This is a genomic window from Pseudomonas sp. CROZ-RG-20F-R04-15, from assembly GCF_022662375.1.
Taxonomy (GTDB): Bacteria; Pseudomonadota; Gammaproteobacteria; order Pseudomonadales; family Pseudomonadaceae; genus Aquipseudomonas.
Map to the genome: position 1 here is coordinate 1 of NZ_JAKNQL010000012.1, position 13,364 is coordinate 13,364.

The following is a 13,364-nucleotide window of genomic DNA, read 5'->3' on the forward strand; positions in this document are numbered from 1 at the left end:
GACTCGCTGCCGAAACCTACATAACTCATTGAATCTCAAGGAGTTTTCCGTTTCGACTGCGCCGGAAGTGGGGCGAATTATAGACATCCTGAATCTGCCGTCAACCGTTAATTTCGCTTTTCTATCGAAAACACCCTAAACCCCTTCTTTCTATATAGAAGGCGTCACCGCAGAGAGGGAAAACACCTATGCAGGTAGCCGGAAACCTATAGATGACGTAAGCCCGCCTACACAACGGATTATCAGGCAGCACAAAAGGATAGCGTTATGGAGTAGCTGGAGGACGGCGGAATCTGGCAACAGAAGGGAGTTCAAACAATAGATGGTGTCCCAGGGCAGGTTCGAACTGCCAACCTTCCCCTTAGGAGGGGGATGCTCTATCCAATTGAGCTACTGAGACACAGAATTGTCACGAGCAGACGCTGCGTGACGGGCGGCCTGCATGTTAACGGCCAAGTCCTGATTTGTCATGTCATCCGTAGCCATATTAAGTGTAGGCATGTGCACCGCAATGCTGCGGGAAGTTTTACCGTGCATTTTGCACGCCCGTAAAACGCCGCCAATGCAGATTGCAAGCCCGGCATACCGCCAAAACCTCTCAAATCCTTGTTTTTAAAGGACTAAACAGCGGTTAGACTGTTGGCACGACGGCTGCTTCGCCTGTTCCATAGAAGAACAATCGGAGCGCCGACTCATGAATACGACCCTCTTGCTTGCAAACGCCGCCGCATTGGCGATTGTGGCCAGCTTTCACTTTATCCCTGAAAGCACCACGCCGAAATCGATAGCCCAACGTATGCCGCATTATCTGCAGGTGCAGAGGAAACCCCAATTGGCAGTTCTCAGCGACAAGGAAAGTCTTGCCCCAAGGGTTGTCAGCGCGCAAGAGCAAGCCCTGCCATCCCAAATGATCGATCGTCTGGTTTTTTGAAATATCTTCAGGAGTACAGCATGTCAAAGTCAGCCGCGGGATTTCTGATTCTTGCCGCTATGAGTGGCGTTATGCATTTTTCGCTGTTCGAGGAAACCGTTGTCACCCTGCCACTGATTGCTTGCGGCGTGTTTTCGGTATTGTTTGTCCTGGCACTGATCGCCGGTCGCAAAATCAAGTTCGATCCGGTACTGCGTTAAACCGGATCACATCCAGCAACTGACTCACCGCGTCCGTCAGGTCGCCCGAATTGTCGATTAAATGTACCACCTCATCGCTTGATCTTCTGTCCTTGAACAAGGCATTACGGCTAAGTCGAGCCTCTATCTGTTCAGGTGCCTCTCGACCCCGCCGAAGAAGGCGCTCTCGCAAAACCTCGTCATTTACCGTCAACAGAACAGGCAGAAGCGTCGGGTATCGCTCCAACGCTTGCCGCAGGTTGGCGCGAGAGCCATTTACCAACACATGCCGCCCCACCGCCAAAAAATGGTCCATCTCAATCGGTATTCCATAAGCAAGACCGTTAGCGTGCCAAGCCAGCGAAAATTCGCGAGCGCGCTGACGATTCTCGAATTCTTCGGGCGTCACCCCCACCGCATCCTCGCCCACCGACTCGGCTGATCGAGTAATAACCCGCCGCATGACTTCGCAGTTCATTGCCTGCAGTGGTTCACGCGCAGCCTCGATCAAACTGTCCTTGCCCGAACCGGACGGCCCCATCAAATAAATAAGCTTGCCATCCATCCTGAAAACGCCCTCCGGCAGGTGTCCGCCACTAGTAAATCGGCAATTTGCCACTATCCTGTACAGGTAAGGAACAAGGATGCAGAACCCGCATAGCATGCACGTTCTGATGCCTTCGGACATCAATTGATGTACAGCAGGAAGCGGCAAAGGATGCGGACAGAGGCGAAGATTTCCAACCAGTCCGCATTTCTGATAATTGGTGCTGGCATTACGCCTTTACCCAGCTCAATATTTGTCACAGAATTGACGCCAATGATCTGGCAATTTTGAGGCATGATGCGGGCCTCTTAACAATTCAGGTTGAACCATTTGGCGCGGATGCTTGTCCTACCACACATCCTGCGGCCAATCCCGAGAACCGCTCCCCTGAACTAACCGGTTAAATATATGCGCCCATTGAAACAGGCAATTTATTCCAGCCGTACGGCTGACAAGTTCGTCGTACGTCTGCCAGACGGAATGCGTGAACGCATTGCCGAGGTGGCTCGCAATCATCATCGCAGCATGAACTCCGAGATCATTGCGCGCCTTGAGCAGAGTCTTATTCAGGAAGGTGCACTGGGCGAAGAGCTGAGCATGCGCCTGGACAGCCCGGAACTGTCGCTGCATGAGCGTGAGCTCTTGCAACGTTTCCGTCAGCTTTCTCACCGTCAGCAGAACGCTCTGGTTTCCTTGATCGCCCATGACGCTGAAATGGCAGCAGACGCGTCCTGAGCCACACCGAACACCTCAAGCCAGCTTAACCGCTGGCTTTTTTTTGCGTGGATTTTGAGTTTTCGCAGACAAGAAAAAGCCCGCCATATAGACGGGCTGTTTCGATGCAGCAGATCAGAGCAGGAAGATCGTCGCCAGCCCGAGGAAGATGAAGAAGCCGCCACTGTCGGTCATCGCGGTAATCATCACACTCGCCCCCATGGCCGGATCGCGCCCCATTTTCGCCAGGGTCATCGGGATCAATACACCCATTAATGCCGCCAGCAGCAAATTGAGCGTCATAGCCGCTGTCATTACCACGCCCAACGACCAACTGCCGTAGAGCAGATAAGCAACCACACCAATCACACCACCCCAGACCAGGCCATTGATCAGGCCTACCGCCAGCTCTTTGCGCATCAGGCGCGAAGTATTGCCGGTGCTGACCTGGTCGAGCGCCATGGCGCGAACGATCATGGTGATGGTCTGGTTACCGGAGTTGCCACCAATACCGGCCACGATCGGCATCAGCGCTGCGAGCGCTACCAGTTTCTCGATCGAGCCTTCGAACAGACCGATCACTCGAGAGGCGACAAACGCAGTGATCAAGTTGACCGCCAGCCAGGCCCAACGGTTACGCAAAGACTTCCAGACCGAGGCGAAGATGTCTTCCTCTTCACGCAGACCGGCCATGTTGAGAACTTCGCTCTCACTCTCTTCACGAATCAGGTCAACCATTTCATCAATGGTCAGACGACCAATCAGCTTGCCGTTCTTGTCGACCACCGGAGCCGAGATCAGGTCGTAACGTTCGAACGCCTGAGCAGCGTCGTAGGCATCTTCGTCCGGATGGAAACTTACCGGATCACTGGCCATCACCTCGGCAACTTGCTTGTCCGGATCATTGACCAGCAGGCGTTTGATCGGCAGCACACCCTTGAGCACACCGTCGTAGTCGACAACAAACAGCTTGTCGGTATGGCCCGGCAGCTCTTTGAGGCGGCGCAGATAACGCAGAACCACTTCGAGGCTGACATCCTCACGGATGGTCACCATCTCGAAGTCCATCAACGCACCGACCTGCTCCTCGTCGTAAGACAGGGCCGAGCGAACGCGTTCACGCTGCTGGTTATCCAGACTCTCCATCAGTTCATGGACGACGTCTCGCGGCAGCTCGGAAGCCAGGTCAGCAAGTTCGTCGGCATCCATATCCTTGGCAGCCGCCAGGAGTTCGTGATCGTCCATGTCGGCGATCAGCGTTTCACGAACGGAGTCGGATACTTCGAGAAGAATGTCGCCGTCGCGGTCAGCCTTGACCAATTGCCAGAGCGTCAGACGATCGTCCAGCGGCAAGGCTTCAAGAATGTAGGCGACGTCGGCGGAGTGCAGATCATCGAGTTTGCGCTGCAGCTCGACGAGATTTTGCCGGTGAACCAGATTTTCGACGCGGTCGTGATGCGCGCCTTCCTGACGATGAGTCAGGTCTTCGACGACCCTTTGACGCTGCAGCAGCTCGACGACTTGAGCCAGACGATCCTGCAGGCTTTCTTGTGTTTTCTTTACTTCGATTTCAGACATAGGCGAACTCCACTCCCAGCAGCGGGGCACGCCGGAAGGATCAATCAGTCAATTCATGATTGGTAAAGCGGTTTACTGAGTAACTACTGGGTAAGTCCATGGAGGTTTTCCATAAGCCCCGGCGGGGCTGACGGGCGCAATGATACACCGCCTGACGGTTTAAAACGTTAAAAAATCACGGTCGAAACAAGCGCTTGCGAAACAAACCTGAGCACTGTCCTGATCCCTGCACATGCGACGACTCATCCTGAAAAGAAAACACACCGGCACTCGAAAATGTAGCGACTACCCTTGAGCGTAGATCGTCATGGAGGACATCGAATGCCATTGAAACCATCCCACTTTGTACTCACCAGCCTGCTCTGCCTGCCGCCGACCGGGGCCGCCGTTACCCTCCATCGTTGCGAAGCCGCCGATGGCAGCATCACCTTCACTTCGATGAGCTGTGCGCAAGGTGAACGGCGCTCTGCACAGGAAGTCCACCCCTACTCGCCTGGATCTGTTGTGGCCGTAATGCCAGAGCACAACCATGAAGAAACCTCCGGCATGACAACCACAGGCCGAGAACCGGGCATCGTTGGCCAAACTAAAGACAAATGCGGAAATCTGATCGACGCCAGGCAACGCCGCGCCGCGATCATCAATCGACGCGTGATTGCCGGCATGAGCCAGCAAGACGTCGAAAGCGCGCTAGGCAAACCGGACAAGGTGAATATTCGAACATCGACGACGAGCTATCGATACGACCTCAAGCGAGGCCGTAGTGCTCAAATAGATTTTGACGAGAGGGGATGCGTGAAGGCAAAAGCCAAATCCCGGACAGCAAAAAGCCCGCGATAAACGCGGGCTTTTCGGTATATGGTGCACTCGACAGGATTCGAACCTGTGACCGCTCGGTTCGTAGCCGAGTACTCTATCCAGCTGAGCTACGAGTGCATTTTGTGTTTTTAGCCCAGACCACAACTGGATGAAGCCAAGTTATCTGCATCGCTGCAACTAACTCTTAAATGGTGCACTCGACAGGATTCGAACCTGTGACCGCTCGGTTCGTAGCCGAGTACTCTATCCAGCTGAGCTACGAGTGCATTTGTGTTTTTAGACCAGATCACATCTGGTTGAAGCCAAGTTATTTACATCGCTGTAACTAACTCTTAAATGGTGCACTCGACAGGATTCGAACCTGTGACCGCTCGGTTCGTAGCCGAGTACTCTATCCAGCTGAGCTACGAGTGCATTTGTTGCGCCGCATTATAGCCCGTCTAATCTCTATTCCAACCACTTTTTCTATTAATTTCAACAACTTACAGAAAAAGCCAGATTACGACGTACTAAGCAAATAATGGCGGAGAACGGGGGATTCGAACCCCCGACACCCTTTTGAGGTGTACTCCCTTAGCAGGGGAGCGCCTTCGGCCACTCGGCCAGCTCTCCGCAACACGGGGCGTATCTTAACCAACCTTTTCCCCGTTTGCAAACATAAAAATCGATAAAAATTAATGGCTTGGTTCTTCGTCCTTCTCTTTCTTTATACGCAGGTAAATTTCCTCACGGTGCACGGCAACCTCTTTCGGGGCGTTGACGCCGATACGCACTTGATTTCCTTTAACGCCGAGCACGGTCACGGTGATTTCGCCATCACCGATAATCAGGCTTTCTGCGCACCGACGAGTCAGAATCAGCATACCTTTCTCCTTACGCAATTCAGTTCAGGGACAACAGTCTGCAAAAAAAAGGCACCCGACCTACAACCGGAGCGATCGTAGCCCTACATGCCTGAGTATTGACCAGCGCGAGCAAAAGAACAGTTCAGGGCTCGCGCCATTCAAAAAATAAAGGGCGCGGTCAGACCGCGCCCTTCAAGAATTGGAATTACTCGCCTTGACGGGCAGGAGCATCCAGTTCGAAAGCCGTGTGCAGGGCGCGCACGGCCAGTTCCAGGTACTTCTCTTCGATCACCACGGAAACCTTGATTTCCGAGGTCGAGATCATCTGGATGTTGATGCTTTCTTTGGCCAGGGATTCGAACATGCGGCTGGCGACGCCTGCGTGGGAACGCATGCCGACGCCGACGATCGAGACCTTGGCAATCTTGGTGTCGCCAACCACTTCACGGGCACCGATCTCGCGAGCGGTGTTTTCCAGCACGGTCTGTGCGGCCTGGTAGTCGTTGCGGTGCACGGTGAAGGTGAAGTCGGTGGTGTTATCGTGCGCGACGTTCTGCACGATCATGTCGACTTCGATGTTCGCGGCACTGATCGGGCCGAGAATCTTGAACGCCACGCCCGGGGTGTCTGGCACGCCACGGATGGTCAGCTTGGCTTCATCGCGGTTGAAAGCGATGCCGGAAATGATCGGCTGTTCCATGGTTTCCTCTTCATCAATAGTAATGAGGGTGCCCGGACCCTCCTTGAAGCTGTGCAGTACGCGCAGCGGAACGTTGTACTTGCCGGCGAATTCCACCGCACGGATCTGCAACACCTTGGAACCGAGGCTGGCCATTTCCAGCATCTCTTCGAAGGTGATCTTGTCCAGACGCTGGGCGACTGGCACAACGCGCGGGTCGGTGGTGTAGACACCATCAACGTCGGTGTAGATCTGGCACTCGTCAGCCTTCAACGCAGCAGCCAGTGCCACACCGGTGGTATCTGAACCGCCACGACCGAGGGTGGTGATGTTGCCGTGCTCGTCGACGCCCTGGAAACCGGCGACAACTACCACGCGACCTGCCTTCAGATCACCACGAATCTTCTGGTCATCAATCTGCAAGATACGCGCTTTATTGTGCGCACTGTCGGTGAGGATCCGCACCTGATTACCGGTGTACGACACCGCCGGCACACCGCGCTTGATCAGCGCCATGGCCAACAGGGCAATCGTCACCTGCTCACCGGTGGAAACGATCACGTCCAGCTCGCGCGGAACCGGTTGGCCGTCGCCACTGATTTGCTTGGCCAGATCGATCAGACGGTTGGTTTCGCCGCTCATTGCAGACAGCACAACCACCAGGTCATCGCCGGCATCGCGGAATTTCTTAACCTTGTCGGCGACCTGCTCGATTCTCTCGACAGTACCGACCGAGGTGCCTCCAAATTTCTGTACGATCAAAGCCATTTCAAAGCCGCCTCTGCCCATGAAGGGCGCCCAATAATCACTCGAACAGCCGCCGGGTCCACCACTAGACTGCGAACCCGGCGGACCGTCTTATAAACCCTGCTCGACGAATGGAACGGTCAGCGCCAATGCGCCATCCAGCGCGCCGGCATCAACACCGCCGCCCTGCGCCATGTCCGGACGACCACCGCCCTTCCCGCCCACTGCCGCAGCAGCCTGTTTCATCAAATCACCGGCTTTGAGTTGGCCAGTCAGGTCTTTGGTTACGCCTGCAACCAGAACGACCTTTTCCTCATGGACACTGCCGAGCAGGATCACTGCGCGGCCGAGTTTGTTCTTCAACTGATCAACCAGCGCCAGCAGCGCCTTGGCGTCCTGACCATCCAGACGTGCGGCCAGAACCTTCACGCCTTTGACATCCAGTGCCGAGGACGACAGATCGTCGCCCGCAGCGCTGGCCGCCTTGGCTTGCAACTGCTCGAGCTGCTTCTCCAGTTGGCGATTGCGCTCCAGCACAGCCGACAGCTTGTCGATCAGGTTGTCACGGCTGCCCTTGACCAGGCTGGCCGCTTCCTTGAGTTGTTCCTCTGCGGCATTCAAGTAGGCCAGTGCCGCAGCACCGGTCACTGCTTCGATACGACGTACGCCCGAGGCTACACCGCCTTCGCTGATGATTTTCAGCAGGCCGATGTCGCCGGTACGATTGGCGTGGATACCACCGCACAGTTCGACGGAGAAATCGCCGCCCATGCTCAGCACGCGCACGTTGTCGCCGTATTTCTCGCCGAACAGCGCCATCGCGCCTTTGTTCTTGGCGGTTTCAATGTCGGTTTCTTCGGTTTCAACGGCGGAGTTCTTGCGAATCTCGGCGTTGACGATGTCTTCCAGCGCTTTGATCTGCTCAGGCTTGATCGCTTCAAAGTGACTGAAGTCGAAACGCAGACGCTGACTATCCACCAACGAACCTTTCTGCTGAACGTGCTCGCCGAGTACCTGGCGAAGTGCCGCGTGCAGCAAGTGCGTGGCCGAGTGGTTCAGCGAAGTCGCGTGACGCACTTCGGCATCCACATGGGTTTCCACTGGCGCGCCGATGGTCAGGCTGCCCGAATCCAGCACACCGTGGTGCAGGAATGCGCCGCCGGTCTTGGTGGTGTCACGTACGTCGAAACGTGCGCTGCCCGCCTGAAGGAAGCCGCAGTCGCCGATCTGGCCGCCGGATTCAGCGTAGAACGGCGTCTGATTCAGAACGATCACCGCCTCTTCGCCTTCATTCAAGACGTCGACCGACTGGCCATCTTTATAGATAGCGACGATTTTTGCCGAACCGCTGGTGTCTTTGTAACCGGTGAACTCAGTGGCCACATCAACCTTGACCAAAGTGTTGTAGTCCAGACCGAACGAGCTGGCCGAACGCGCACGCACACGCTGAGCTTCCATCTCACGTTCGAAGCCGACTTCATCGACAGTCAGGCTGCGCTCACGCGCGATGTCGGCGGTCAGGTCCATCGGGAAACCGTAGGTGTCGTAGAGTTTGAACACCACGTCGCCCGGCACCACGGTGCCTTTGAGCTCCAGCAGATCCTGCTCAAGGATCTTCAGGCCGTGCTCCAGAGTCTTGGAGAACTGCTCTTCTTCAGCCTTGAGCACGCGCTCGATGTTGCTCTGCTGCTTCTTCAGTTCCGGGAAGGCTTCACCCATCTCGGCAACCAGTGCAGCAACGATCTTGTAGAAGAAGCTGCCAGTGGCGCCCAGCTTGTTACCGTGACGGCAAGCGCGACGGATGATCCGGCGCAGTACATAACCGCGACCTTCGTTGGACGGCAGCACGCCGTCGGCGATCAGGAAACCGCACGAACGGATGTGGTCGGACACCACTTTGAGCGACGACTGATCGCCATTTTCGCAACCGATGGCTTCAGCCGAGGCCTTCAGCAGGTTCTTGAACAGGTCGATGTCGTAGTTGGAATTGACGTGCTGCATCACCGCACTGATCCGCTCCAGGCCCATACCGGTGTCGACCGACGGCGCTGGCAACGGATGCAACACGCCATCGGCGGTGCGATTGAACTGCATGAACACGTTGTTCCAGATCTCGATGTAACGGTCGCCGTCTTCTTCCGGCGAGCCCGGTGGGCCGCCCCAGATGTGGTCGCCGTGATCGTAGAAAATCTCGGTGCACGGGCCGCACGGGCCGGTATCGCCCATGGTCCAGAAGTTGTCGGAGGCGTATGGCGCGCCTTTGTTGTCGCCGATGCGAATCATGCGCTCGACCGGCACACCGATTTCTTTGGTCCAGATGTCATACGCTTCGTCGTCGGAGGCGTAGACGGTGACCCAGAGTTTTTCCTTCGGCAGTTGCAGAACGCCGGTCAGGAAGGTCCACGCGAAGGTGATCGCGTCCTTCTTGAAATAGTCACCGAAGCTGAAGTTACCGAGCATTTCGAAGAACGTGTGGTGACGAGCGGTATAACCGACGTTTTCCAGGTCGCTGTTCTTGCCACCGGCACGCACGCATTTCTGGCTGCTGGTCGCACGGGTGTACGCACGTTTTTCCTGGCCCAGGAAGCAGTCCTTGAACTGGTTCATCCCCGCGTTAGTGAACAGCAGGGTTGGGTCGTTGCCCGGAATCAAAGAGCTGGAGGCTACACGGGTGTGGCCTTGCTCTTCGAAGAAGCGAAGGAAGGCTTCACGGATTTCTGCGCTTTTCATTAGGTTCTTCCACGGAGGCTGCGGCCAAAGGCCTGTTCGAAACGTCAACAGACGAAGCGACGGCAAAGGGCCGCATTATATCGGCCCTGCGCGCGGGGTACAGCGTGTTTATACGATAGAAACGGTCAATTGGACGGCTAACGCTGTCACTTGCGCGAAAACTCGACGAATGTCGCGATCACTTGCTCGATTTGCGAGCGATTGACGTTCATGTGCGTGACCATGCGCAGACGCGCGGCGGCGCTCAATTTGATCCCGCGTTCGGCGGCAAACGCCTTGATCGCTTCGGCTTTGTCGCCCATTTGCACATAAACCATGTTGGTTTGCACGGGTTCGACGATGAAACCTGCTTCACGCAGACCCTCGGCGAGCAATTGCGCATTGGCGTGATCGTCTGCCAGACGCTCAACGTTGTGATCCAGCGCATACAGCCCCGCCGCCGCCAATACCCCGGCCTGACGCATGCCGCCGCCGACCATTTTGCGCAGACGGCGAGCCTTGCCGATCAGTTGCTCAGAACCACACAACACCGAGCCAACCGGCGCGCCAAGACCTTTGGACAGGCACACCGATACCGAATCAAAGTACTGAGTGATTTCCCGCGCATCGACACCCAGCTTGACCGCCGCGTTGTACAGGCGCGCGCCGTCGAGGTGCAGTTGCAAGCCATTGTCTTGAGTGAAACGGCGCGCCCGGGCCAGATATTCCAGCGGCAGCACTTTGCCCTGCATGGTGTTTTCCAGCGCCAGCAGTCGAGTGCGGGCGAAGTGGAAGTCGTCCGGTTTGATCGCTGCCGCGACCTGATCCAGATCCAGCGAGCCGTCGACCTGCACTTCCAGCGGCTGCGGCTGGATCGAACCGAGCACCGCCGCGCCGCCGCCCTCGTACTTGTAGGTATGCGCCTGCTGACCCACGACGTATTCGTCGCCGCGCTCGCAGTGCGCCATCAAACCCAGCAGATTGCTCATGGTGCCAGTCGGCACGAACAGCGCGGCGGCAAAGCCCAGACGTTTGGCCAGTTCGGCTTCCAGGCGATTGACCGTGGGATCTTCGCCGTACACATCGTCACCGGTGTCCGCAGCGGTCATCGCGTCGAGCATGGCGGGTGTCGGTTGGGTGACGGTGTCGCTGCGAAGATCGATAACGCTCATGAACCTGGCCTCTAATCAGCAGGGGAAATCCCTTTACGAAGTGGGATTACTGCGGGCATCGCGTGGATTAATCAAGCCTTGCGCAAGGAAAAGTCATTTCGAGCCGTCGAAAAATTCGATGGCAATCATCAGAAAGGCGCAATGCACAGACACACAATCTGTGTTAAAAACGCTGCGCCGCCCGAGAAAGGGCGGCAAAAACGTTCTCAGGGCGGGGTGCAACTCCCCACCGGCGGTAATTGCGCGCAATGCGCATAGCCCGCGAGCGCTTGGCGACGGACACGGCTTTGGTTGTGAACGGCGGCAAGGTCAGCAGACCCGGTGTGATCCCGGGGCCGACGGTCATAGTCCGGATGAAGAGAGAACGGGATTAACGCCAAAGGGCCGTCCGCGCGATGTTGTGCGTGTGCGCACCCTTGAATCCCTTTCGATTCATAACGCCCTGTTTTTCACACAAACAGGAGTCAGAACATGCAACCCACCGCTATCGACAGCAAAAGCAAACACCCTCATGGCGAGCGCGTCGCGTTCATCCAGGCCTGCTGGCACAAGGAAATCGTCGACCAGAGCCGTAAAGGCTTCGTCGCTGAAATGATTGCCTTGGGTTATCAGGAATCGGACATCGATATCTTTGAAGTCGGCGGCGCCTTTGAAATGCCCCTGCACGCCAAGTTGCTGGCCAAGACCGGCCGTTATGCCGGCATCGTCGCGGCAGCCCTGGTGGTGGATGGCGGCATCTACCGTCACGAGTTCGTTGCCCAATCGGTGGTCAGCGGCTTGATGCAAGTGCAACTGGAAACCGAAGTGCCGGTGTTCTCGGTGTCGCTGACCCCGCATCACTTCCATGCCGGTGACGAGCATCAGAAGTTCTTCTTCGAGCACTTTGTGCACAAGGGTCAGGAAGCGGCGCGCACTTGCGCGGATACGCTGCGCAAGGTTCGCGCACTGCGCCGCACCGAGCCGCATGCTGTAGCGGTGTAAGCCTCCAACGATCGTTCCCACGCTCTGCGTGGGAATGCCTCAATGGACGCTCTGCGTCCGCTTTGGGACGCGGAGCGTCCCGGGCTGCATTCCCACGCGGAGCGTGGGAACGATCATCACATCAGGCAAGGTTTTCGTCGCTGGTCGGGACGATCAGGATGCCTGCGCGCAGGCCGTTCTTGACTTTGGGATTAGGGAAGATGATCCGTGCGCCCTCTTCCTCGATAATCCAGCGGGTATTGGCCAGATCTTCGGCCAGCACGTAACCCACTTCCAGCTCGGAAAAGTTTTCGATGTCCTGCGGCAGGTTCAGGCGGAACGCGTCGCTGTGCTTGATGATTTCCCGCGCAACACTGAACAACTGCAAACCATCCAGCTTCGCTTCAGCCATTTCTGGTTCAGTGCCTTCAATGATCTGCTGCAGACGGGTTTCCAGCAGCGAGACGTTAACCCCGTCGTTCTGCCCGAACGGCCGCGCCTTGCCCAATTCCAACGTGAAAGCCTCGGCACCGAGCTTGTCGTAAGTATACGAGCTGAAGACGATCGACGGCTTGTTCTGCAGCAGCACCGCTTCCATCCCGGCAGCGCGCAGGCGCGCCAGCTCAAGGCGCGAATGCTGACGACCTTCCTTCCACGGATACAGCGCGAACTGTTCGATCTTCGAACCGCGAATGGCGGTGTGCAGGTCATAGTGCAGTCGCTGGCGATCCGGCAGGCTGAAGAAACTTGCCGCCAGACGCTCCAGCTCACAGGCACGCAGCGCTTCCGAGCCACTGCTTTGTTCATGACGTCCGTTGAACAGCCGATTGACGTCCTGCTCGACGAAACGCTCGCCTTTGCGAATTGCCTCGGGGTTGCCGAACAGGAACAGAATGCGTGCGCGCGGCTTCAGATCGCCGCGTGCGATGTCGTGCAGCAGCCGATCAAGCAACTCGATCGGCGCTGTTTCGTTGCCGTGGATGCCCGCCGATAGCAGCAGGTCCAGGCCATTGTCGCGTGCTTCCGGTGGCCGGACTTCCAGCGCACCTTCGCTCAACCAGCGCATACGCACGCCTTCGACAGTCAGTTGAGTCTTCTCCGCCGGTTCGCGGCCGGCGAGGGTCAGTTCAAGCAGTTTGCCGAGGGCGAGCATAGAGCGATTTCCTTAGTGGTCGTGGTTGCAATCCGGGCCGTGCACGTGGTCTTCGTCGTCACCGACGTCAGCCGGTTCCATTTCCAGTTGCAGACTTACCAGATTAGTCGCCAATGGGCGCAGCAGCAGGTTGGCGTACTCGGCGTCACCTTCTTCAACGTCCACGCCGATCAGCAACTGGCCACGGCCGTCCTGCTGGATCCACAGCTCTTTGCCTTGCCACATGACCGCGACGCGGGTGCAGGAAGTCTCCAGTTGCGTGCCGTCGGTGTCTTCAAGGATCAGCTGCAGGGAATCGCTCATGTTTTTACTCTCTTGGGGAGACAAGCCG

At 56.8% G+C, this 13,364-nt stretch carries 13 protein-coding genes, 5 tRNA genes and 1 riboswitch; of the genes, 5 read left to right on the plus strand and 13 right to left on the minus strand.

Annotated elements, in window-relative coordinates; genetic code table 11:
* Positions 1–323: 323 nt before the first annotated feature.
* Positions 324–400: transfer RNA gene (locus tag L8H52_RS18265), tRNA-Arg, on the minus strand.
* A 294-nt stretch (positions 401–694) separates the two neighbouring features.
* On the opposite strand from L8H52_RS18265, the gene L8H52_RS18270 reads away from it, so the two are divergent.
* Both L8H52_RS18270 and L8H52_RS18275 read left to right on the plus strand, forming a co-directional pair.
* Positions 695–931 carry a hypothetical protein gene (locus L8H52_RS18270; RefSeq protein ID WP_242208271.1) on the plus strand — a complete coding sequence of 79 codons (237 nt, stop codon included), beginning with the start codon at positions 695–697 and terminating at the stop codon, positions 929–931.
* A 20-nt stretch (positions 932–951) separates the two neighbouring features.
* Positions 952–1,131 (plus strand): PA3371 family protein, encoded by a 180-nt coding sequence (locus tag L8H52_RS18275; RefSeq protein WP_242208270.1) that lies wholly within the window; start codon positions 952–954, stop codon positions 1,129–1,131.
* Here the strand turns inward: L8H52_RS18275 and phnN are convergent.
* Positions 1,106–1,675 carry a phosphonate metabolism protein/1,5-bisphosphokinase (PRPP-forming) PhnN gene (phnN, locus tag L8H52_RS18280; protein ID WP_242208269.1) on the minus strand — a complete coding sequence of 190 codons (570 nt, stop codon included), beginning with the start codon at positions 1,673–1,675 and terminating at the stop codon, positions 1,106–1,108. The genes L8H52_RS18275 and phnN overlap by 26 nt on opposite strands.
* 390 nt (positions 1,676–2,065) lie before the next feature.
* On the opposite strand from phnN, the gene L8H52_RS18285 reads away from it, so the two are divergent.
* Positions 2,066–2,392 (plus strand): Arc family DNA-binding protein, encoded by a 327-nt coding sequence (locus L8H52_RS18285; RefSeq protein ID WP_003178899.1) that lies wholly within the window; start codon positions 2,066–2,068, stop codon positions 2,390–2,392.
* Positions 2,393–2,506: 114 nt separating this feature from the next.
* Here the strand turns inward: L8H52_RS18285 and mgtE are convergent, their stop codons facing one another.
* Positions 2,507–3,949 (minus strand): magnesium transporter, encoded by a 1,443-nt coding sequence (gene mgtE, locus L8H52_RS18290; RefSeq protein WP_034153320.1) that lies wholly within the window; start codon positions 3,947–3,949, stop codon positions 2,507–2,509.
* A 321-nt stretch (positions 3,950–4,270) separates the two neighbouring features.
* Here mgtE and L8H52_RS18295 point away from each other — a divergent pair, with 321 nt between their 5' ends.
* Entirely contained in the window at positions 4,271–4,789 is a 519-nt protein-coding gene (locus L8H52_RS18295; RefSeq protein WP_242208268.1) for a cell envelope protein SmpA, read from the plus strand.
* Positions 4,790–4,808: 19 nt separating this feature from the next.
* Here the strand turns inward: L8H52_RS18295 and L8H52_RS18300 are convergent.
* The 8 genes from L8H52_RS18300 to ltaE all read right to left on the minus strand — a co-directional run bounded on the left by L8H52_RS18300 (position 4,809) and on the right by ltaE (position 10,920).
* Positions 4,809–4,885, minus strand: a tRNA-Arg gene (locus L8H52_RS18300).
* A gap of 72 nt (positions 4,886–4,957) precedes the next feature.
* Positions 4,958–5,034, minus strand: a tRNA-Arg gene (locus L8H52_RS18305).
* 71 nt (positions 5,035–5,105) lie between these two features.
* Positions 5,106–5,182, minus strand: a tRNA-Arg gene (locus L8H52_RS18310).
* Positions 5,183–5,289: 107 nt separating this feature from the next.
* Positions 5,290–5,380: transfer RNA gene (locus L8H52_RS18315), tRNA-Ser, on the minus strand.
* A 62-nt stretch (positions 5,381–5,442) separates the two neighbouring features.
* Positions 5,443–5,631: a carbon storage regulator CsrA gene (gene csrA / locus L8H52_RS18320; protein WP_002554426.1), complete on the minus strand. Its 189-nt coding sequence runs from the start codon at positions 5,629–5,631 to the stop codon at positions 5,443–5,445.
* A gap of 187 nt (positions 5,632–5,818) precedes the next feature.
* Entirely contained in the window at positions 5,819–7,060 is a 1,242-nt protein-coding gene (locus tag L8H52_RS18325) for an aspartate kinase (RefSeq protein ID WP_008086083.1), read from the minus strand.
* A 90-nt stretch (positions 7,061–7,150) separates the two neighbouring features.
* On the minus strand, positions 7,151–9,769 hold the full coding sequence (alaS, locus tag L8H52_RS18330; RefSeq protein WP_242208267.1) for an alanine--tRNA ligase: 2,619 nt from the start codon (positions 9,767–9,769) through the stop codon (positions 7,151–7,153).
* A 146-nt stretch (positions 9,770–9,915) separates the two neighbouring features.
* Positions 9,916–10,920: a low-specificity L-threonine aldolase gene (ltaE, locus tag L8H52_RS18335; RefSeq protein WP_242208266.1), complete on the minus strand. Its 1,005-nt coding sequence runs from the start codon at positions 10,918–10,920 to the stop codon at positions 9,916–9,918.
* A 198-nt stretch (positions 10,921–11,118) separates the two neighbouring features.
* A riboswitch (FMN riboswitch) is annotated at positions 11,119–11,290 on the plus strand.
* 101 nt (positions 11,291–11,391) lie between these two features.
* Between ltaE and L8H52_RS18340 the strand changes: the two genes are divergently transcribed.
* Positions 11,392–11,901 carry a 6,7-dimethyl-8-ribityllumazine synthase gene (locus tag L8H52_RS18340; RefSeq protein ID WP_007919335.1) on the plus strand — a complete coding sequence of 170 codons (510 nt, stop codon included), beginning with the start codon at positions 11,392–11,394 and terminating at the stop codon, positions 11,899–11,901.
* A gap of 121 nt (positions 11,902–12,022) precedes the next feature.
* Here the strand turns inward: L8H52_RS18340 and astE are convergent, their stop codons facing one another.
* Positions 12,023–13,033: a succinylglutamate desuccinylase gene (gene astE, locus L8H52_RS18345; protein ID WP_242208265.1), complete on the minus strand. Its 1,011-nt coding sequence runs from the start codon at positions 13,031–13,033 to the stop codon at positions 12,023–12,025.
* A gap of 12 nt (positions 13,034–13,045) precedes the next feature.
* Positions 13,046–13,336 carry a hypothetical protein gene (locus tag L8H52_RS18350; protein WP_007919345.1) on the minus strand — a complete coding sequence of 97 codons (291 nt, stop codon included), beginning with the start codon at positions 13,334–13,336 and terminating at the stop codon, positions 13,046–13,048.
* Positions 13,337–13,364: the final 28 nt, after the last annotated feature.